The organism is Fulvimonas sp. R45 (assembly GCF_030504985.1).
Taxonomy (GTDB): domain Bacteria; phylum Pseudomonadota; class Gammaproteobacteria; order Xanthomonadales; family Rhodanobacteraceae; genus Rhodanobacter_A.
The window spans coordinates 41,771-62,366 of sequence record NZ_JASERU010000012.1 but is presented as its reverse complement, the minus strand read 5'-3'; the positions used below and the strand labels follow the sequence as shown (position 1 = coordinate 62,366).

At 72.2% G+C, this 20,596-nt stretch carries 18 protein-coding genes and 1 other RNA gene; 4 read left to right on the top strand and 15 right to left on the bottom strand.

Translation table 11 applies throughout. The features are described from left to right. Positions 1-58: 58 nt before the first annotated feature. The 15 genes from ftsA to rsmI all read right to left on the bottom strand — a co-directional run bounded on the left by ftsA (position 59) and on the right by rsmI (position 15,812). On the bottom strand, positions 59-1,294 hold the full coding sequence (gene ftsA, locus QMK61_RS11885; protein ID WP_302072425.1) for a cell division protein FtsA: 1,236 nt from the start codon (positions 1,292-1,294) through the stop codon (positions 59-61). Between the two features lie 10 nt (positions 1,295-1,304). After that, positions 1,305-2,039, bottom strand: a complete 735-nt coding sequence (locus tag QMK61_RS11880) for a cell division protein FtsQ/DivIB (RefSeq protein ID WP_302072424.1) — start codon at positions 2,037-2,039, stop codon at positions 1,305-1,307. Then, positions 2,036-2,986 (bottom strand): D-alanine--D-alanine ligase, encoded by a 951-nt coding sequence (locus tag QMK61_RS11875; RefSeq protein WP_302072423.1) that lies wholly within the window; start codon positions 2,984-2,986, stop codon positions 2,036-2,038. The genes QMK61_RS11880 and QMK61_RS11875 overlap by 4 nt, the downstream gene beginning before the upstream one ends. Continuing rightward, the gene (gene murC, locus QMK61_RS11870) at positions 2,983-4,425 is read right to left on the bottom strand and encodes a UDP-N-acetylmuramate--L-alanine ligase (RefSeq protein WP_302072422.1); all 1,443 of its coding nucleotides are present in this window, start codon (positions 4,423-4,425) and stop codon (positions 2,983-2,985) included. Before murC ends, QMK61_RS11875 begins: the two co-directional genes overlap by 4 nt. Further along, positions 4,422-5,495, bottom strand: a complete 1,074-nt coding sequence (gene murG, locus QMK61_RS11865; RefSeq protein ID WP_302072421.1) for an undecaprenyldiphospho-muramoylpentapeptide beta-N-acetylglucosaminyltransferase — start codon at positions 5,493-5,495, stop codon at positions 4,422-4,424. Before murG ends, murC begins: the two co-directional genes overlap by 4 nt. Continuing rightward, on the bottom strand, positions 5,495-6,745 hold the full coding sequence (gene ftsW, locus QMK61_RS11860; RefSeq protein ID WP_302072420.1) for a putative lipid II flippase FtsW: 1,251 nt from the start codon (positions 6,743-6,745) through the stop codon (positions 5,495-5,497). Before ftsW ends, murG begins: the two co-directional genes overlap by 1 nt. Beyond that, positions 6,745-7,827: a phospho-N-acetylmuramoyl-pentapeptide-transferase gene (gene mraY / locus QMK61_RS11855; RefSeq protein WP_302072419.1), complete on the bottom strand. Its 1,083-nt coding sequence runs from the start codon at positions 7,825-7,827 to the stop codon at positions 6,745-6,747. The genes ftsW and mraY overlap by 1 nt, the downstream gene beginning before the upstream one ends. Then, positions 7,817-9,187 carry a UDP-N-acetylmuramoyl-tripeptide--D-alanyl-D-alanine ligase gene (murF, locus tag QMK61_RS11850; protein WP_302072418.1) on the bottom strand — a complete coding sequence of 457 codons (1,371 nt, stop codon included), beginning with the start codon at positions 9,185-9,187 and terminating at the stop codon, positions 7,817-7,819. The genes mraY and murF overlap by 11 nt, the downstream gene beginning before the upstream one ends. Continuing rightward, a complete protein-coding gene (locus QMK61_RS11845; protein ID WP_302072417.1) occupies positions 9,184-10,683 on the bottom strand; it encodes a UDP-N-acetylmuramoyl-L-alanyl-D-glutamate--2,6-diaminopimelate ligase in 1,500 nt (499 codons plus the stop codon). The genes murF and QMK61_RS11845 overlap by 4 nt, the downstream gene beginning before the upstream one ends. Beyond that, positions 10,680-12,500, bottom strand: coding sequence for a penicillin-binding protein 2 (locus QMK61_RS11840; RefSeq protein ID WP_302072416.1), 1,821 nt, complete (start codon positions 12,498-12,500; stop codon positions 10,680-10,682). Before QMK61_RS11840 ends, QMK61_RS11845 begins: the two co-directional genes overlap by 4 nt. Continuing rightward, positions 12,497-12,760, bottom strand: a complete 264-nt coding sequence (gene ftsL / locus QMK61_RS11835; protein ID WP_302072476.1) for a cell division protein FtsL — start codon at positions 12,758-12,760, stop codon at positions 12,497-12,499. Before ftsL ends, QMK61_RS11840 begins: the two co-directional genes overlap by 4 nt. Positions 12,761-12,765: 5 nt before the next feature. Next, positions 12,766-13,701 (bottom strand): 16S rRNA (cytosine(1402)-N(4))-methyltransferase RsmH, encoded by a 936-nt coding sequence (rsmH, locus tag QMK61_RS11830; protein WP_302072415.1) that lies wholly within the window; start codon positions 13,699-13,701, stop codon positions 12,766-12,768. Between the two features lie 39 nt (positions 13,702-13,740). Continuing rightward, positions 13,741-14,187, bottom strand: a complete 447-nt coding sequence (gene mraZ, locus QMK61_RS11825; protein WP_302072414.1) for a division/cell wall cluster transcriptional repressor MraZ — start codon at positions 14,185-14,187, stop codon at positions 13,741-13,743. Between the two features lie 288 nt (positions 14,188-14,475). Next, positions 14,476-14,842: RNase P RNA component class A (rnpB, locus tag QMK61_RS11820), an RNA gene on the bottom strand. 112 nt (positions 14,843-14,954) lie between these two features. Further along, a complete protein-coding gene (rsmI, locus tag QMK61_RS11815; protein WP_302072413.1) occupies positions 14,955-15,812 on the bottom strand; it encodes a 16S rRNA (cytidine(1402)-2'-O)-methyltransferase in 858 nt (285 codons plus the stop codon). A gap of 87 nt (positions 15,813-15,899) precedes the next feature. Here rsmI and QMK61_RS11810 point away from each other — a divergent pair, with 87 nt between their 5' ends. The 4 genes from QMK61_RS11810 to QMK61_RS11795 are packed head-to-tail and all read left to right on the top strand — an operon-like array spanning position 15,900 to position 20,200. Then, entirely contained in the window at positions 15,900-17,855 is a 1,956-nt protein-coding gene (locus tag QMK61_RS11810; protein WP_302072412.1) for a penicillin-binding protein activator, read from the top strand. Continuing rightward, positions 17,855-18,211, top strand: coding sequence for a YraN family protein (locus QMK61_RS11805; protein ID WP_302072411.1), 357 nt, complete (start codon positions 17,855-17,857; stop codon positions 18,209-18,211). Before QMK61_RS11810 ends, QMK61_RS11805 begins: the two co-directional genes overlap by 1 nt. Before the next feature lie 28 nt (positions 18,212-18,239). Then, complete coding sequence (locus QMK61_RS11800) at positions 18,240-19,613, top strand: FAD-linked oxidase C-terminal domain-containing protein (RefSeq protein ID WP_302072410.1); 1,374 nt, start codon at positions 18,240-18,242, stop codon at positions 19,611-19,613. Further along, positions 19,610-20,200: a uracil-DNA glycosylase family protein gene (locus tag QMK61_RS11795; RefSeq protein ID WP_302072409.1), complete on the top strand. Its 591-nt coding sequence runs from the start codon at positions 19,610-19,612 to the stop codon at positions 20,198-20,200. The genes QMK61_RS11800 and QMK61_RS11795 overlap by 4 nt, the downstream gene beginning before the upstream one ends. Positions 20,201-20,596: the final 396 nt, after the last annotated feature.

Genomic DNA, 20,596 nt, shown 5'->3' with positions numbered 1-20,596 from the left:
TGGCGGCGCCTCCTGCGCCGCCCATGCCCTTGCCGGCCGGGGCCTGCGCCCCGCCCGGTCAGAAATTCCGCGTGATCCAGTCGCGCAGGCGACCCACCACGCCGCCCATGCTGCCGACCATCGTCGGCACGCTGGTGCGCATGCCGCCGGAGCGCGCGCCGTGCAGCAGCAGGCCCACGCCGGTGGAATGCAGGGGATTGCTCACCACCTCGCCCAGCCCGCTGACGTGCTGCGGCACGCCCAGGCGGACCATCTTGTGGAAGATCTCCTCGGCCAGCTCCAGCGCGCCTTCCATCCGGGCGGCGCCGCCGGTGAGCACCACGCCCGCGGCGACCAGGCTGTCGTAGCCGGAGCGGCGCAGCTCGTCCTGCACCATCTCGAAGATTTCCTCGTAGCGCGCCTGCACGCTCTGCGCCAGCGACTGCCGCGCCAGCCGGCGCGGCGGGCGGTCGCCCACGCTGGGCACCTGGATGGTTTCCTCGGCGTGGGCGAGCTGGGCCAGCGCGCAGGCGTACTTGATCTTGATCTCCTCGGCATGCGCGGTCGGCGTGTGCACGCCGTAGGCGATGTCGTTGGTCACCTGGTCACCGCCGACCGGCAGCGACTTGGTGTGGCGGATCGAGCCCTGGGTGTAGATGGCGATGTCGGTGGTGCCGGCGCCGATGTCGACCAGGCACACGCCCAGCTCGCGCTCGTCGTCGGTGAGCACCGACTTGCTGCTGGCCACCGCCGAGGGCACTAGCTCGTCCACCGACAGGCCGCAGCGCTGGATGCACTTGGTGATGTTCTGCACCGCCGCCGCCGCGCCGGTGACCAGATGCACGGTGGCCTCCAGCCGCACGCCGCTCATGCCCACCGGCGAGCGGATGCCGTCCTGGCCGTCGATGCGGTATTCCTGCGACTCCTTGTAGAGCACCTTGCGATCGGCCGGGATCGCCACCGCGCTGGCCGCCTCCAGCACCTGCTCCAGGTCGCCGGGGGTGACCTCGCGGTCGCGGATCGCCGCGGTGCCGTGCGAGTTGCGCGTCTCCAGGTGGCTGCCGGAGATCGAGGCGTAGACCGAGCGGATGTCGCAGCCGGCCATCAGCTCGGCTTCCTCCACCGCCCGCTGGATCGAGTGCACGGTGGATTCGATGTCCACCACCGAGCCGCGCTTCAGGCCGCGCGAGACGTGCGTGCCGATGCCGATCACCTCGATCGGTTCGCCCGGCTCGTACTCGCCCACGATCGCCACCACCTTCGAGGTGCCGATGTCCAGGCCCACCACCAATTGTTTGTCGTTGCGCGGTTTCATAGGAAAAGGCTCATGTGCGCGGGTTGCCGGCGGGAGCGGCGGGGGCGGGCGTCGGCCACTTCACCGCGAAGCCGTTGGTGTAGCGGAGGTCGGCATAGACGAAGCCGTCGGCGTGGCCCGCCATCACCTGCGGATAGGCGTCGATGAAGCGGCGCAGCCGCGCGCCGGCCTGGGCGCGGTCGCCCAGCACGATCTGCGCACCGTTGCCGGTGGCCAGCACCCAGCTGCCGCGGTCGGTCAGGGTGACGCCCGCCACCCGCAGGCGCAGGGGGTTGAAGGCCTTCTGCGCGTCGACGTAGAAGGCGATCACGTCGGACAGCTGGTCGTCCGGGCCGCGCAGGCCGGGCAGCGCGGTGTAGGACGCCGCCTCGGGCACCTTGAACACCTCGCCCTGGCGGCCGATCAGGCGGTCGTCGTTCCAGCGCGCGAACGGCTGGCGCTCGGTCACCCGCAGCAGCAGGGTGTCGGGCCAGCGCTTGCTGGCCTCCACCGCGCCCACCCACGGCAGTGCCGCCACCGCGCGCTGCACCTCGTCCAAGTCCATCGCGAAGAAGCCCTTGCCGAGATGCGGCAGCACCGCGGCGCGCAGCTGTTCCGCGCTGACGTGCCGGAACGCGGCCTGCACCGTCAGCCGGGTCACCGGCCAGCGTCCGGCGGCGAACCAGCCGTTCAGCACGCCGACGATCGGCAGCGCGACCAGCGCAATGGCCAGGCACCAGGCGGCGAGGCGGAAGCTTCCCCTCATGGGCCCTCCCGGAAGCTGGTTTCCAGCACGCGCCAGCACAGTTCCTGGTAGTCGATGCCGGCGGCGGCAGCGGCCTTGGGGACCAGCGAATGCGAGGTCATGCCCGGCGCGGTGTTCGCCTCCAGCAGCCAGTTGCGGCCCTGGCGGTCGCGCATCACGTCGACACGCCCCCAGCCGTGGCAACCGAGCGCGTCGAAGGCCTGCAGCGCCAGCGCGCGCAGCGCGTCCTCGGCGGCGCCCTCGAGGCCCGGGCAGAGATACCGGGTGTCCTCGGCCACGTACTTGGCGTTGTAGTCGTAGAACGCGCCCCTGGGCACGATGTGGATCGAGGGCAGCACCTGGCGGCCGAGGATGGCCACGGTCATCTCGTCGCCCTCGACCAGGGTTTCCATCAGCAGGTCGCCCGGGTATTTCGCGGCCAGCTCGACGGCGCTATCCAGTTGCGCTTCCTCGAACACGCGGGTCACGCCCACGCTGGAACCCTCGCAGGCCGGCTTCACGATCAGCGGGAAGCCGATCGTGCGCGCGGCCCCGTGCACGGCCGCGGCGCCCGCCCCGCGCGGCAGCGCCACGAACTCCGGCGTCGGCAGGCCCAGCGACTGCCACACGCGCTTGGAGCGCACCTTGTCCATCGACAGCGCCGAGCCGAGCACGCCCGAGCCGGTGTACGGCACGTTGAGCGATTCCAGCGCGCCCTGCAGCACGCCGTCCTCGCCGCCACCATGCTGGCCGTGCAGGATGTTGAACACGCGCGCGAAGTGGCCCGCGCGCAGCGCGTCGAGCAGCGCCGGGATGCCGTCGATGGCGTGCGCGTCGACGCCGCGCGCCTTCAGCGCCGCCAGCACGTTGCGGCCGGAATCCAGCGATACCTCGCGCTCGGCCGAGCTGCCGCCCATCGCCACGGCGACGCGGCCGAACTGTGCAGGGTCCGTGATCATCGTGCTCATGCCTGTTCCGTCCTCAGTTCGCCGGCTTGCGCCAGCTCCACCGCCGCTGCGCCGATGTCGCCGGCGCCGAGCAGCAGCAGCAGGTCGCCGTCGCGCAGCAGCGCCGGCAGGGTGTGCTTGAGGTCGCGCGGATGCTTCACCAGCACCGGATCGACCTTGCCGCGCGCGCGCACGGCGCGGGCCAGCGCGCGGCCGTCGGCGCCGGCGATCGGCGCCTCGCCGGCGGGGTAGACGTCGGTGAGCACCAGCACGTCGGCCTCGGCCAGCACGTTGGCGAAGTCGTCCATCAGGTCGCGCGTGCGGCTGTAGCGGTGCGGCTGGAAGCCCACCACCAGGCGACGCTCCGGCCAGCCACCGCGCACCGCGTCGAACACCGCGGCGATCTCGCGCGGATGGTGGCCGTAGTCGTCCACCAGCAGCGCGCTGCCCCGGTCCAGCGCCAGTTCGCCGCGGCGGTGGAAACGCCGGCCCACGCCCTGGAAGTTGGCCAGCGCGCGGGCGATCGCCACCGGCTCCACGCCGAGCTGCCAGCCGATGCTGGCCGCGGCGAGCGCGTTCAGCACGTTGTGCCGGCCGGGCAGGTTCAGCGTCACCGGCAAGGCGCCGTCGCGGCCGGGCAAATGCAGGTCGAAATGCATTTCGAAGCCGCGCTGCTCCACGTTGGAGGCGCGCACGTCGGCGTCCTTCGACGCGATGCCGTAGGTGGCGATGCGGCGCGCGGTATCCTTCGCCAGCTTCGCCGTCTCCGGGTCGTCCACGCACAGCACGGCCAGGCCGTAGAACGGCAGGCGGTGCAGGAAGTCGGCGAAGGCCTTCTTCACCTCGGCGAAGTCGCCGTGGTAGTTCTCCAGGTGGTCGGCGTCGATGTTGGTGACCGCAGCGATCACCGGCGACAGCAGCAGGAAGGAACCGTCCGATTCGTCCGCCTCGGCCACGAGGTACTGCCCGGTGCCCAGCCGCGCGTTGGCGCCGGCGGCGTTGAGCTGGCCGCCGATCACGAAGGTGGGGTCGTAGCCGGCCTCGGCCAGCACGCTGGCGACCAGGCTGGTGGTGGTGGTCTTGCCGTGCGTGCCGGCGATGGCGATGCCGCGGCGGAAGCGCATCAGCTCGCCCAGCATCTCCGCGCGCGGGATCAGCGGGATGCGCGCGGCGCGCGCGGCGACCAGTTCCGGGTTGTCCGCCTTGATCGCGCTGGAGGTGACCACCACGTCGGCGCCGTCCACGTGCGCGGCCGCGTGGCCGACGTGCACGTCGATGCCCAGCTTGGCCAGCCGCTGCGCGGTGGGCGAGTTGGCCTTGTCCGAGCCGGACACCGCATAGCCCAGGTTGTGCAGCACCTCGGCGATGCCGCTCATGCCCACGCCGCCGATGCCGATGAAGTGCACGCGGCGGAAGGTGCTCATCAAGTCCTCGTGCGCGAGCAACCTGCGGGGCGTCATGCGGCCACCTCCAGGCAGGCGTCGGCGATGGTCGCCGCCGCGTCGGGCTTGGCCAGCGTGCGGGCGGCCGCGGCCATGGAGCGCAGGCGCGCGCGGTCGTGCAGCAGCGCGTCGAGGCGCTGCGCCAGTCGGGTGATGTCCAAATCGCGTTCCTGGATCAGTTCGGCAGCGCCGGTGGCGACCAGCGCCTCGCCGTTGCGGGTCTGGTGGTCGTCCACCGCGTGCGGGAACGGCACCAGCACCGCGCCCAGCCCGGCCGCGGCGAGTTCGGCCACGGTGAGTGCGCCGGCGCGGCACACGGCGAGGTCGGCCCAGGCGTAGGCGCCGGCCATGTCGTCGACGAAAGCCGTCACCTCGGCGGCGACGCCCGCCTGCGCATAGGCCGCGCGCGCCTCGTCGAGGCCGCGCGTGCCGCACTGGTGGCGCACCACGGGGCGACGCTCCGGTGGCAGCAGCGCCAGCGCCTGTGGCAGGGCCAGGTTCAGCGCTCGCGCGCCGAGGCTGCCGCCGAGCACCAGCAGGCGCGGCGCACCGTCGCGGCCGGCCATGCGCTCGGCCGGCGGCGGCAGCGCGGCGATCGCGGCGCGCACCGGGTTGCCCACCCACTGTGCATCCGGCAGCGTGCCGGCGAAACCGGCGAGCACGCGCCTGGCGTGCGCGGCCAGCTTGCGGTTGGTGTAGCCGGCCACGCCGTTCTGCTCGTGCACCAGCAGCGGACGGCCGAGCAGGCGCGCGGCCACCCCGCCGGGGCCGGCCGCGTAGCCGCCCATCGACAGCACGCTGCGCGGCTTCAGCCGGCGCAGCACGGCCAGCGAGGACAGCAGCGCGCGCGCCAGCATCAACGGCGCCAGCAGCCGGGTCTTCAGGTTCTTGCCGCGCAGGCCGCCCACCGCCACGGTGTGCAGCTCGATGCCGTGCGCCGGCACCACCTTCGTTTCCATGCCGCCGACCGCGCCCAGCCACGCCACCGGCACGCCGCGCGCGCGCAACTCGTCGGCCACGGCCAGGCCGGGGAAGATGTGGCCGCCGGTGCCGCCGGCCATGATCACGACGGGGCGGACGTCGGCCATCACGCCACCTCCATTTCGCGCTCGGGCGCCGGCGCCGTGGCGGCGACCGGGCCTGCCTCGGCCGCCAGCGACACCGCCACGCGCTGGGTGCCCTGCCGCGCGTCCAGCGCGCGGTTGATCTCGAAGGTGGCGCGCAGCAGCACGCCGGCCATCGCGCAGGTCAGCACCATCGAGGAGCCGCCGTAGCTGATCAGCGGCAGGGTCAGGCCCTTGGTCGGCAGTGCGCCCAGGTTCACGCCGATGGAGACCATCGCCTGCAGGCCGATCATCAGCGAGATGCCGAACGCCACGTAGCCGGCGAAACGCTGGCCCACTTCCACGCCCTTCAGCCCGAGGTACAGGCCGCGCCCCACCGCCAGCGCGAACAGGCCCATCACCGCGAGGATGCCGACCAGGCCCAGCTCCTCGCCGATCACCGCGAAGATGAAGTCGGTGTGCGCCTCGGGCAGGTAGGACAGCTTCAGCACGCTGGAACCCAGTCCCACGCCCAGCCATTCGCCGCGGCCGATCGCCATCAGCGACTGGGTGAGCTGGAAGCCGTCGTTGAACGGGTCCTTCCACGGGTCCATGAACGAGGTGAGCCGCTTCATGCGGTAGCTCTCGCTGGTCGCCGCGATCACCAGTGCCGGCATCAGCGGCAGCCCCATCAGGATCAGGAACACCGGCCGCGCGCCGCCCAGCCACACCATCGCGATGGTCACCGCGATCACCAGCATGGCCGAGCCGAAGTCCGGCTGCAGCAGCAGCAGGCCGACGATGCCGCCGGCCACGATCAACGGCTTGATCAGGCCGAGGAAGCGCGTCTCGATGTTCTCGCGGTGGCGCACCAGGTAGCTGGCCATGTAGATCACCAGCACCAGCTTCACCGCCTCCACCGGCTGGAAGCTGGTGATGCCCAGGTTCAGCCAGCGGTGCGCGCCGTTGATGCGCATGCCGAAGTGCGGCACGAACACCGCCATCAGCAGCACGAAGGCCAGCGCCAGCAGCGGGAAGGCGTACTTCTCCAGCAGCTTCAGCTCGGTGCGCATCGCGACGCCGGCTGCGACCAGGCCGAAGCCGAGGAACAGCAGGTGCTTCCTCAGGAAGTAGAACTCGCCGATGTGCTGGCTGTCGGCTACCGCGATGGAGCTGGACGCCACCATCACCACGCCCACGCAGGCCAGCCCCGCCAGCGCCACCAGCAGCAGCAGGTCGAACCGGCCGCGGGGACCGGTGCGTCGCTTGGCCTGGTTGGCATCGAGGAAGCCCATCAGCGCACCTTCAACGTGGCCAGGCCGATCAGCACCAGCACTACGCTGATGATCCAGAAGCGCACGATCACCCGCGGCTCGGGCCAGCCCTTCAGCTCGAAGTGGTGGTGGATCGGCGCCATCCGGAACACGCGCTTGCCGGTGAGCTTGAAGCTGGCCACCTGGATCATCACCGAGGCGGTTTCCAGCACGAACACGCCGCCCATTACCAGCAGCACGATCTCCTGCCGCACGATCACCGCGATCGCCGCCAGCGCGGCGCCGATCGCCAGCGCGCCCACGTCGCCCATGAACACCTGCGCCGGGTAGGTGTTGAACCACAGGAAGCCCAGCCCCGCGCCGGACAGCGCACCGCAGAAGATCGCCAGCTCGCCCGCGCCGGGGATCGAGGGAATGCCCAGGTATTCGGAGAACACCTTGTTGCCGGCCAGGTACGCGAACGCGCCCAGCGCGCCGGAGACCAGCACGGTCGGCATGATCGCCAGGCCGTCCAGCCCGTCGGTGAGGTTCACCGCGTTGGAGAAGCCCACCACCATGAAGTAGGCGACCACCACGAACAGCAGCCCCAGCGGGATCGCCACGTGCTTGAACAGCGGCACGAACAGCGCGGTCTCCGCCGGCAGCTGCGCGCTGTGGTACAGGAACGCCGCCGCCGCCAGGCCGAACACCGACTGCCAGAAATACTTCCAGCGCGAGGCCAGCCCGCGGCTGTCCTTCAGCACCAGCTTCTTGTAGTCGTCGTAGAAGCCGATCGCGCCGAAGCAGACCAGCACTGCCAGCACCGTCCACACGTAGCGGTTGTGCAGGTCGCCCCACAGCAGCGTGGCCACCACCACCGCGAGCAGGATCATCACGCCGCCCATGGTCGGCGTGCCGGCCTTGGACAGGTGCGTCTGCGGGCCGTCCCTGCGCACCACCTGGCCGGCCTTCAGCGCCGCCAGCTTGCGGATCAGCGCCGGGCCGAGCAGCAGCGACATGGCCAGCGCGGTGAGCGCCGCCATGATGGTGCGGAAGGTGATGTACTGGAACAGGTGCACCGTGCTGAAGTGGCGCGCCAGCCAGTCCGCGAGTTCAAGCAGCATCGTGCGCGCCCTCCCCGTTCGCGTGGCGGCGCAGGCCGGCCGCCACCTTGTCCATGCTCGCCGAGTGCGAGCCCTTGACCAGGCAGGTCACGCCTTCGTGCAGCCCCACCGCCAGCGCAGCGAGCAGCGCCGCCTGGTCGGCGAAGTGCGTGCCGCCCGCGCCGAACGCCTCCACCGTCGCCGCGCCCAGCGGGCCGACGGCGAACAGCCGCTCGATGCCGCGCTCGCGCGCCTTCGCGCCCACGCCGGCATGCAGCGCGCGCGCCGCCGGGCCCAGCTCGGCCATGTCGCCCAGCACCAGCCAGCGTTCGCCGTCGGCCAGCGCCAGCGTGTCGATCGCCGCAGCCATCGAGCTGGGGTTGGCGTTGTAGCTGTCGTCGATCAGGGTCCAGCCGCCCGGCATCGCCTCGCGGCGCAGCCGGCCCTCGACCGGCCGCGCCCGTTCCAGGCCCGCCACGAGGGTGTCCAGCGGCACCTCCAGCGCCAGCGCGACACACGCCGCCGCCAGCGCGTTGGCCACGTTGTGGCGGCCGGGCAGCGCCAGCTCCACCTCGGCGTCGCCGACCGGGGTGCTGAGCACGAACAGCGAGCCGTCCGCACGCTGCTCGACGATGTCGGCGCCCACGTCGGCCTTGTGCTCCAGGCCGAAGCGCAGCACGCGGCGCGTGCCGGCCAGCCCGGCGAAGAAGCCGGCAAAGGCGTCGTCCGCGTTGATGATCGCCGTGCCGTCCGCGGGCAGCGCCTGGTACAGCGCGCCCTTGGTTTCGGCCACGGCCTCCACGCTGCCCATGCGCTCAAGGTGCGCCGGCGCGATGATGTTGACGAGGCCGATATCGGGCCGCGCGATGGCGGCGAGGTAGGCGATGTCGCCGGGCTTGCCCGCGCCCATTTCCAGCACCGCGTACTCAGCGTCTTCCGGCATCGACAACAGGGTCAGCGGCAGGCCGATCTCGTTGTTGAAGCTGCCCGCGCTGACATGGGTGCGGCCGTGCAGCGACAGGATGGACGCGACCAGCGTCTTCACCGTGGTCTTGCCGTTGGAACCGGTGATGCCGATCACCCGCGCATGGCGCTGCGCGCGCACCGCGCTGGCCAGGTCGCCGAGCGCCGCCTCCACGTCGTCGACCAGCACCTGCGGCAGGTCGACGTCGACCTTGCGCGAGACCAGCGCGCCGGCGGCGCCGGCCGCGGCGGCCTGCGCCAGGTAGTCGTGGCCGTCCACGCGCTCGCCCTTGAACGCGGCGAACAGGTCGCCGGGCTTCAGCGTGCGCGTGTCGATGGCCACCACGCCGCCGACGCCGGCGTCGGCGCCGAGCAGGCGGCCGTGGGTCCACAGGGCGATGGCGCTCAAGCGCATCATGCGTGCCGCTCCATGGGAAGCTTCTCCAGCACGGCGCGCGCCACCGCGAGATCGTCGAACGGCCGCTTGCCGTGCGCGCCTTCCTGGTAGGTTTCGTGGCCCTTGCCGGCGATCAGCACCACGTCGCCGGCGCGCGCCATGTCCAGCGCCGCGTGGATCGCCGCGGCGCGGTCGCGCTCGACGTGCGCGACGGCAGGCCGCGCCATGCCGGCCACGATCTGCGCCACGATGGCGTCGCCGTCCTCGCCGCGCGGGTTGTCGTCGGTGACGATCGCCACGTCGGCCAGCCGCTCGGCGATCGCGCCCATCTGCGGGCGCTTGCCCGCGTCGCGCTCGCCGCCGCAGCCGAACACGCAGACCAGCCGCCCGGCGCAATGCGCGCGCAGCGCGGCCAGCGCCTGCTCCAGCGCGTCGGGGGTGTGCGCGTAGTCGACCACCGCCAGCGGCAGACCGTCGTGGCCGCCGAGCCGGTTCATGCGGCCACTGATCGGCCGCAGCGATTCCAGCGCGTCCGCGATGCGGTCGAACGGTTCGCCCAGCGCGCCAAGGCAGGCCGCCACCGCGAGCAGGTTGTCCACGTTGAAGCGGCCCAGCAGCGCGCTGCGGATCGTGCGCGTGCCCCACGGCGTGCGCAGCGCGAAGGCGATGCCTTCGGCCGAGGTGACGACGTCGCCGGCGGCCACGTCCGCCGCTGCATCGCCCATCGCGCTGAGGCGCAGCACGCGCACGCCCGCGGGCAACCACCCGGCCAGCGCGCGGCCGAACGCATCGTCCACGTTGATCGCCGCCGCCTTGAGCCCGGGCCAGGCGAACAGCTTGGCCTTGGCTTCGCCGTAGGCTTCCATGCTGCCGTGGTAGTCGAGGTGGTCGCGGGTCAGGTTGGTGAACGCGGCCACCTCGAACTCCACGCCGGCCACGCGGTCCTGCGCCAGCGCGTGCGAGGACACTTCCATCGCCACGTGGCTGGCGCCGGCGGCGCGGAACTCCGCCAGCAGCGCCTGCACGCTGATCGCGTCGGGCGTGGTGCGCTCGCCTTCGTGCAGCGCGCCGTGCAGGCCCGCGCCCAGCGTGCCGATGGTGGCCGGCCGGTGGCCGAGGATGGCCAGCGCCTGCGCCAGCAGTTGCACGGTGGAGGTCTTGCCGTTGGTGCCGGTGACGCCGACCATGCGCATCGCGGCGGACGGGCGGCCGAAGAAGCGCGCCGCGATCTCGCCCACCTGCGCGTGCAGGCCGTCGATCCACAGCACCGGCACGCCGTCGACCGACCGCACGGCCTCGCCGGGCGCCGGCGCTTCGGCCAGGATCACCGCGGCGCCCTGCCGCGCGGCCTGCGCCGCGTACGCGATGCCGTGCTCGCGCGTGCCGTGCAGGGCGAAGAAGGCCTCGCCCGGGCGCACCCGGCGCGAGTCCAGGGCAAGCCCCTCGACGGCGAGATCGCCGCACGCGTCCGCGCGGGCGATCCCGGCCAGCAGTTGGTCCAGGCGTTGCGCGCTCACGGGCCGACTCCTTCGCGCATGGCCGCCTCGTCGCCGCTGGGGTCGCGCGGCGGAGCGTTGCCGGCCAGGCCGCCGTCGCTCATCTTGGGGCCGCCCACGTACCAGCGGCCGATGTTGTCCGGCGGCACGTCGAGCAGGCGCAGCGCGCCGCTCATCACCTTCTGGAACACCGGCGCGGAGACCAGCCCGCCGAAGTAGCCGCCCACCTTCGGCCCGTTGATCACCACCACGCCGACCAGGCGCGGGTGGGTGGCCGGCACGATGCCGGCGAACAGCGCGTTGTAGCTGTTCTTGGCGTAGCCGCCGGCGATCGCCTGGTGCGCGGTGCCGGTCTTGCCGGACACGCTGTAGTTGGCGATCTGCGCCCGCGTGGCGGTGCCGCCCGGCTCGGTGACGGTCTCCAGCATCTGCACGATCTCGTCCGCCACCTGCGGCGCGATGATCTGCCGCGCCGGGTTGTCCCCGCCCTTGATGAAGGTGGGCGGATGCATCGCGCCGTGGTCAGCCAGCGTGGCATAGGCGTTCGCCAGCTGCAGCGGGGTCACGTTGAGGCCGTAGCCGAAGGCCATCGTGGCCTTCTCGAACGGGCGCCAGTCGCGGCCGATCTTCAGGTAGCCGGACGACTCGCCCGGGAAGCCGCTCTCGGTGCTGTTGCCGAAGCCGAACGCGCGGTAGGTGTCGTAGACGAACTTGGTGTCCAGCGACAGCGAGATCTTGGCCGCGCCGATGTTGCTGGACTTGGTCAGCACGCCGGTGGGCGTGAGCATGCCGTTGGGCGTGTCGTCGCGGATGTCGTGGCCCTGGAAGTACCAGTGGCCGTTGCCGGTGTCGATCAGCGGCGCGGTGGGCGTGTACTTGCCGCTGGACAGGCCCGCCGCCATGGTGAACGGCTTCATCGTCGAGCCGGGCTCGACCACGTCGGTCACCGCGCGGTTGCGGCGCTGGCCGGGGCTGCTGCCGTTCACCGCGTTGGGGTTGAAGGTGGGCAGGCTGGCCATCGCCAGCACCTCGCCGGTGTGCACGTCGAGGATCACCATCGAGCCGGAGTCCGCCTGGCTCTTCTCGATCTGGTTCTTCAGTTCGCTGTAGGCGAGGAACTGGATGCGGCGGTCGATGCTCAGCGTGAGGTTCTTGCCGGGCTGCGGCGCGCGCACCTGCTCCACGTCCTCCACCACGTGACCCATGCGGTCGCGGATCACCCGCTTGATGCCGGGCTTGCCGGACAACCAGTCGTCGAACGCCAGCTCCAGCCCCTCCTGGCCGTGGTCGTCGATGTTGGTGAAGCCGAGCACGTGCGCGGTCACCTCGCCGGACGGGTAGAAGCGCTTGTACTCGCGCTGGCCGTTGACGCCGGGGATGTCGAGATCGAGCACCGCCTGGGCCGCCTCCGGGCTCATCTGCCGCCGCAGGTAGGCGAACTCGCGATCGGAACGGCGCTCCAGGTACTGCTTGAGCTGGTCGGCGTCGATGTCCAGCGCCTTGGCCAGCGCCGGCAGGCGGTCGGCGTTGTCCAGCACCTCGCCGGGCACGGCGGTGATCGAGACCATCGGCGTGGACACCGCCAGCGGCTCGCCGTTGCGGTCGAGGATGGTGCCGCGCGAGACCGGGATCTTCACCTCGCGCAGGAAGCGCGCGTCGGCCTGGTTCTGGTAGAAGCGCTTCTGCACCACCTGCAGGTCGAAGGCGCGTGCCGCCAGGCCCAGCGTGGCCAGCGCCAGCACGCCCACCACCAGGGTCATGCGCCGGCGCGCGCTGGGGCCGCCGCCGCGGCGACGGCCGCCGGGCTGCTGCACGGGGCTGCGCTCGCGCCGGTTCATTGGGTCACCAGCCGGATGTCCTGCGGTCGCGGCGTGACCATGCCCAGCCGGCTGCGCGCCTCGCTGTCGATGCGGCGCGGCTCGGCCCAGGTGGCCTGCTCCAGCTCGAGCCGGCCGTATTCGATGTTCAGCGCGTCGCGCTGGTTCTGCAGCTGGGTCAGCTGCACGAACAGCGCGCGGCTCTGGTGGCGCGTCCACACCACGCCGATCGCGCTGACCAGGGCCACGCCCAGCAGGACCAGCAGCAACAGCACGCCGATCAGCCTCATGCGGCACCGCCCACGGCGAGTTTCTCCGCCACGCGCAGCACCGCCGAGCGGGCGCGCGGGTTCGCCGCCAGCTCGGCGTCGGAAGGGAATTGCGCCTTGCCCACCGGCGCCAGTTCGGCCGGCTTCGCCGCCACCGGCGGGCCGCGCCGGCTGCCCTGCACGCGGCCGGAACGGTCGCGGATGAACTGCTTGACGATGCGGTCTTCCAGCGAATGGAAGCTGATCACGGCCAGCCGGCCGCCCGGCTTCAGGCGTGACAGCGCGGCATCGAGCCCGCGGCGCACCGCGTCCAGCTCGCCGTTCACGCGGATGCGCAGCGCCTGGAAGCTGCGCGTGGCCGGGTGCTTGCCCGGCTCGCGGCGGCCCACCGCGCGCTCGACCAGCGCCGCCAGCTCGCCGGTGCGCGTGATCGGCGCCTCGGCGCGGCGCTCGGCGATGGCGCGCGCGATCCTGCGGCTGAAACGCTCCTCGCCGAACTGCCACAGCACGTCGGCGATCTCGCGCTCGTCGGCATGGGCGAGGAAGTCCGCCGCGCTCTCGCCCTGGCTGGTGTCCATGCGCATGTCCAGCGGCGCGTCCGCCATGAAGCTGAAGCCGCGCGCGGCCTCGTCCAGCTGCGGCGAGGACACGCCCAGGTCCAGCAGCACGCCGTCGAGCCCGGCGGCGGTCTCGTCCCATTCGGCCAGGCTGGAGAAGTTGGCGTGGCGGATCGACACGCGCGGCTCGCCGGCGAACGCCGCCTGCGCCGCGGCGATGGCGGCGGGGTCGCGGTCCATCAGCAGCAGGCGGCCGCCGGGGCCGAGGCGCGACAGCACGGCGCGCGCGTGTCCGCCGCGACCGAAGGTGCCATCGAGATAACGCCCGCCTGCCTGCACGGCGAGGCCCTCCACCGCTTCATCCAGCATCACCGGGATGTGCCGCAACTCGGCCATGCCGCACCTCCCGTCCCGTGTCCGTCCTGCGCCACGCCCTTACAGGCGCAGCCCCGCCATGTCGTCGCTGATGTCGTCTTCGCCGATCGTCTGCCGGATCTTGGCCAGATGCGCCTGCTCGCTCCAAAGCTCGAACTTGCTGCCCATGCCGAGCAGCACGGCCTTCTTCTCGATGCCGGCGGCGGCGCGCTGGCTGGCCGGCAGCAGGATGCGGCCGGCGCCGTCGGGCTCGACCTGGGCCGCCGCGCCCACCAGCTTCATCTGCAGCGCGCGATGCACCGCCTTCACGCTGGGCAGGGCGTTGACCTGGTCGCGCACGCGCTCCCACTCGTCCTGCGGGAACAGCCAGAGGCACCCGGACTCGAACGGGTTGTAGGTGAGCACCAGGCGGTTGCCGCACGCGCCGGCCACCTGCTCCCGATACGCGGTCGGGATGGACAGGCGCCCCTTGTCGTCGACGGTGATGGCGGTTTCGCCCTGGAACACGCGCAAAGACTCCACTTATTCCCACGATTTCACACTGGAGCCCACGATAGTCTCGCCCCCTGAGACTGTCAAGGCATTTTCTTTTGTGAATCAAGGAGAAAGGCGAAGCTGTGGCAGAATTTCCAGCCATTTCTAGGAAGCATGCAAAGATGCTTGAATAAATGGGCTTTTTTGCGAAGCGAACCCGCTCCGACGAGGCCTGCGATGGCTTCGCGCCCTGAACCGCCGTTCATGCGCCGGCACGCGCGCCGCCGGCGCCCGAAGGCGCCGGCGGCGGCATGTCTGAAGAGGTGGAGCCGGCCTGTAAGCCGGGTTCTGTACGCCTTGCGGCGCGACAGTCATTCCTCTCGGCCAGGCGTCGCCGCCTGGCTCCAGCGACCTACCCGGGAACAACGCGGGCCGCGTTATCGTTCCCCTATTCGGTCTTGCTCCGGGTGGGGTTTACCGTGCCGTGCGGCGTTGGCCCCGCACGCGGTGCGCTCTTACCGCACCCTTTCACCCTTGCCACGCGCATCCGGAGATGCCGTTCGGCGGTCTGCTCTCTGTTGCACTGGCCGTCGGCTCGCGCCGCCCAGGCGTTACCTGGCACCCTGCCCTGCGGAGCCCGGACTTTCCTCGACGCGCTCGCGCGCGACGCGACTGTCCGGCCGACTCCACTGGCGATTGTACCGGGGCCGGGGAACGGGGAACAGGGAACGGGTGGAGCGTGGCGGACATGCGCGCCACTCCCCGGGCATCACAGGAAACAACCACCCCAACCGCGGGATCTACGGGTTCCCCGCTCCCTGTTCCCCGCTCCCCGTTCCATAGAGCGCCTTACGCGGCGCGCCGCTGATCGCGGCGGCAAGCCTGGCCGCCTTCGCCGGCGGCAGTTCCCCGCGCAGGATGGCGAAGATGCGCTGGCCTTCGGCAAGCCGCGCATCGGCTTCCTCGCCGCGCCCTGCAACCAGCAGCACGCATTCGCCGCGCTGCTGGTCCGGATCGGCCGCCACGCGCGCAGCCAGTTCCGCCAGCGGTTCGCCGATCACCGTCTCGAACAGCTTGGTCAGCTCGCGCGCCAGCACCGCCTCGCGTTCCCCGCCGAAGACGTCGCGCAGGTCGGCCAGGCTCTCCGCCACGCGGTGCGAGGATTCGTAGAAGATCAACGTGCGCGGCTCGCTGGCCAGCCGCTCCAGGCGCGCGCGGCGTGCGGCGGGCTTCGGTGGCAGGAAGCCTTCGAACACGAAACGGTCGCTGGGCAGGCCCGCCACCGACAGCGCGGCGATCGCCGCGCACGCGCCCGGCACCGGCACGCAGCGGATGCCCGCGGCGCGCGCGGCGCGCACCAGCCGGAAGCCGGGGTCGGACACCAGCGGCGTGCCCGCGTCGGAGATCAGCGCCACCGACTCGCCATCCAGCATCCGCCGTACCAACCCGTCCACCGCCTCGCGCTCGTTGTGCTCGTGCAGCGCCACCAGCGGCGTGGCGACATTGCAATGCTGCAGCAGCGGGCGGCTGTGGCGTGTGTCCTCCGCCGCGATCACCGTCGCCTCGCGCAGCACGGCGATGGCGCGCGCGGAGATGTCGTCGCGATGGCCGATCGGCGTGGCCACCACCCACAGGCAGCCGGGCGATTGGGTTGGCATCGTGCGCTCCAGTTCGCCGCGGGGCGGCAATGCGATCGGCTATGATCGCGCAATCGCGCCCCTGTCGATACCGATCGAGGACATCCCATGCGTCAGTACCGCGCCGCGGCCACCGCCCTGCTGCTCTCGCTGGCCCTGGCCGCCTGCGTGCCCGCGGTGCGCCCGCCTTCGCCGGCCGAAACCGCCGCCGCGCAGCAGGCCGCCGCGCTGGCCGGGCAGGGCCAGTTCGACCAGGCCGCGCAGGCCTACCTGGCGCTGGCCGGCGAAGCGCCCGGGCGCGCCGACCACTACCGCCTGCTCGCCGCCGAGGCGTATCGCCAGGAGAACGCGCTGGACCGCGCCGCGCCGCTGGTGGCCGCGATCGACCGCAGCCACCTGGAAGGCGACGAGCCGCTGCGGCTGGACCTGCTGCGCGCCGGCATCGCCCTGAGCCAGCACGACGCCGCCACCGCGCTGCAGATCACCACCCGCACCGGCGTGCACGTGCCGCAGGCGCTGCTGCCGCGCCTGCTGGAACTGCGCGCGCAGGCACAGGCCGCCAGCCACGACTACTGGGGCGCCGGCCATACCCGCGTGCAGATGGACGGCCTGCTGCAGGGCCTGGACCGCACGCAGAACCGCCAGCAGGCCATCGACCTGCTGGCCAAGGTCGGCGTCGACGAATTGAAGCAGCGCGCCGCCGCGATGCGGCCCGGCGATCGCATGCTGCCGTGGATCAACGAGGCGCTGACCAAGCTCGGCGTGACGGTGGCGCAGTCGCAGCCGAACCTCGGCCAGCCGGTCGGCACCCTGCTGCCCGGCGCCGGCGCCAGCGTGCGCGAAGGCTACAAGGTGCCCGCCTCGATCGCGTTGCTGCTGCCCGAGGGCGACGGCCTCACCGGCGTCAGCCAGGCGATCCGCGAAGGCTTCTTCGCCGCCTACTTCGACGCCGCCTCCACCCACGCGCCGCGGCCCACGGTGCGCGTGTACGACAGCGGCGGCAGCGCCGACGGCGCGCTGAAGGCCTACCAGCAGGCGGTGGCCGACGGCGCGCGGATGGTGGTCGGCCCGCTCACCCGCGCCGAAGTCGGCGCGGTGCTCGGCCAGACCACGCTGGCGGTGCCAGTGCTGGCGCTGAACCACCCCGACAACGACAACGTGCCCGCGGCCGGCGCCAGCGAGTTCGCGCTGCGGCCGGAAACCGAAGGCGCGCAGGCCGCCGACCACATGGTCGAGCGCGGCATCACCCGCGCCTACGTGATCGTCTCCGACGACGACTTCGCCCGCCGCGCCGGCGCCGCCTTCAAGGCCGAGCTGGAAGCGCGCGGCGGCCACGTCGCCGGCAATGCGCAGATCACCGCCGGCAACGTGAACTATCGCGACGCCATCGCGGGCCTCGGCATGCCGACTGCGACCGACACCGGTGCCGCGCCGCCGGCGCCGGCGAGCGCCGCGAGCAGCTCGCCAGCGGCAGCGCCGGCCGGCGGCGACACCGGCATCTTCATCAGCATGCACCCCGAACAGGCGCGCCTGCTGCTGCCGCAACTGCGCGTGGCGCGCATCGACCTGCCGGTGTTCGCCACCTCGCACGTCTACGCCGGCAGCGACGACCCGGGCCGCGACAACGACCTCGACGGCGTGGAGTTCTGCGACGCCCCGTGGCTGTTCGACGCCCAGGCCGGCCTGCCCCGCCACGGCGACCTCGCCGACCTGCTGCCGGCCGCACGCGGCGGCGCGGCGCGGCTGTTCGCCTTCGGCATGGACGCGTGGAACCTGGTGCCGTACATCGACTGGATGCGCGCGCATCCCGGCAGCTATCTGCCCGGCGCCAGCGGCCAGCTCGCCGCCGACACCTTCGGCCGCGTGCGCCGCGTGCTGGTATGGGCGAAGTTCCAGGACGGCGTGGCCCGCCCGCTGGGCGGTGACCTGCAGATGCAGATGGCCAATCCGCCCGCGCCCGCCGGCAATGCCCCGGCGCCCGCCGACAACGCGCCGGTCCCCGCGCCTGCAGGCAGCGTCCCCCTGCCCGCCGCGCCGGCCAACGCACCCGCGACCGGCGGCTGATGCGCGCCGCCGGCGCCGCCTTCGAGCAACGCGCCTGCGTCGAACTGGAGCGCGCCGGCCTGAAACTCCTGGCGCGCAACTACACCACCCGCCACGGCGAACTCGACCTGGTGATGCGCGATCGCGACACCGTGGTGTTCGTCGAAGTGCGCTACCGCGTGCGCGCCGGCCACGGCGACGCGACGACTTCCGTCACCCGCGGCAAGCAGGACAGGCTGATCCGCGCCGCGCAGCTGTGGCTGGCGGCGCACCCCCAGCATGCGCAGCGCCCCTGCCGCTTCGACGTGGTCGGCTACGACGGCCCCGCCGCCGACGCCCGCATGCAGTGGCTGCGCGGCGCATTCGAGACCGAATAGCGCCGCCTGCGGTGCGATACTTCACCGCATGACCCTGCCCTCCGCCCTGCTCCACACCCTGCGCACGATCTTCCCCGACGACGCGCTCGCCACCGCCGAGGACGCACGCCGCGCCGCCGCGCGCGACAACTCGCGCTACGAGCAACTGCCGGAAGCGGTGGTGTTCCCCACCGCGCATGCGCAGGTGGAAGCGCTGGTGCGCGCCTGCCGCGAACACCGCGTGCCGCTCACCGCGCGCGGCGGCGGCACCAGTTCCACCGGCGCCTCGGTGCCGGTGCAGAGCGGCGTGGTAGCGAACTTCATGCGCATGGACCGGATCCTGCGCATCGATCCCGATGACCGTCTCGTCGTGGTGCAGCCCGGCGTGACCAACGAGGCGCTGCAACAGGCGCTGGCGCCGCACGGTTTCTTCTGGGCGCCCGATCCCGGCTCGGCGCCGTGGTGCACGGTGGGCGGCAACCTCGCCTGCAACGCCTCCGGCCCGCACGCGGTGAAATACGGATCCACCCGCGACAACGTGCTCGGCCTCGCCGCCGTGGCCGGCACCGGCGAGAGCTTCCGCTGCGGCACGCAGACCACCAAGAGCGCGATCGGCTACGACCTCACCCGCCTGCTGGTCGGCTCGGAAGGCACGCTGGCGGTCATCACCGAAGCCACGCTCAAGCTCACGCCGAAGCCGGCGGCGCTGCGCACCCTGCGCGCCAGCTACCGCGACGCCGCCAGCGCCGCGCGGGCGGTGGCGCGCATCATGGCGCAGCCGGCCACGCCCTGCGCGCTGGAGTTCATGGACGCGCTGGCGCTGAAGCTGGCGCGCGACCACCAGCCCGAGGCCGGCGTGCCGCAGGTCGGGGCGCTGCTGATGATCGAGCTGGACGGCGCCGCGGACGCGCTGGACGCGGCCACCGCTGCGGTCGAGGCCGCCGCCCGCGTCGACGGCCTGCTGCACTGGGAAGTGGCGCGCGACGAGATGCAGACCCGCGCGCTGTGGGCGGCGCGCAAGGCGCTGTCGCTGGCGCAGCGCGCCGTCACCCAGCACAAGATCAACGAGGACGTGGTGGTGCCGGTGAGCCGCCTGCCCGAGCTGGTGGACTGCGTGCGCGCATTGTCGGAAAAGCACGCCGTGCCTATCGTCAGCTTCGGCCACGCCGGCAACGGCAACCTTCACGTGAACCTGCTGCCGCGCGACCTGGACGAGATCGAACGCGCCTACGCCGCGCTGCCCGGGTTGTTCGCCCGGGTGATCGAGCTGGGCGGCACCCTCTCGGGCGAGCACGGCATCGGCGTGGTGAAGCGCGAATTCATGCCGCTGGCGCTGTCCGGCGAGACGCTGGGGCTGATGCGCGGCATCAAGGCCGCGTTCGACCCCGACGGCATCCTCAACCCGGGTAAGCTGCTGCCGTGAAACCCAACGCGTTCGACCGCTTGCTCGCCGAGGTCCGCGCCTGCCGCCTCTGCTCGGCACACCTACCGCTGGGGCCGCGGCCGGTGCTGCAGGCGTCGCCGCGCTCGCGGCTGCTGATCGTGAGCCAGGCGCCGGGGCGCAAGGTGCACGAGACCGGCATCCCGTTCAACGACCCCAGCGGCGACCGCCTGCGCGACTGGCTGGGCGTCGGCAAGGACGTGTTCTACGACGCGGAGAAGATCGCCATCGTGCCGATGGGCTTCTGCTTCCCGGGCACCGGCAAGGGCGGCGACCTGCCGCCGCGCCCGGAGTGCGCGCCGGCCTGGCACCCGCGCCTGCTGCCGCAGCTGGCACAGCTGCGGCTGACGCTGGCGATCGGCCAGTACGCGCAGGCCGGCCTGCTCGGCGAACGGCGCGGGCGCACGCTCACCGACACCGTGCTGGCCTGGCGCGAACATTTGGCCCACGGCGTGCTGCCGCTGCCGCACCCCAGCCCGCGCAACCGCCTGTGGCTCACCCGCAACCCGTGGTTCGAAACGGAGCTGCTGCCGGAACTGCGCCGGCTGGTGGCCGCAGCACTACGCTGAAAGCCACTTCGCCGCCTCCCGGTATCCGATAGTCCCCGTCATTCCGGCGCAGGCCGGAATCCAGTGACGTCGGTGGGCGGTGGTCGCGAAAACCTGCCGCTCCCGCTACTGGATTCCGGCCTGCGCCGGAATGACGATGAGGAGCATGCGCCGCGAGGCAAGAACGAAGCAGCTCGGTCGCGTTGGAGCGAGCGAAGCGCGGCAATCAGCGATACCCACGCCCTAGCCTCAGTTGACGGCGACGGCGCGGTGTGGCCGAAGGTCGAACAGGAGGAGCCACGCTTGTTCCAAAACGCCCGGACCGCCAAGGCTTGTAGGGTCGGCGGGCTCGACAGGCCATTCCTCTTGGTTCCTTCTCTTGGGCCTATGTCCCCGGCCTATACAGGCCAGCAAAGA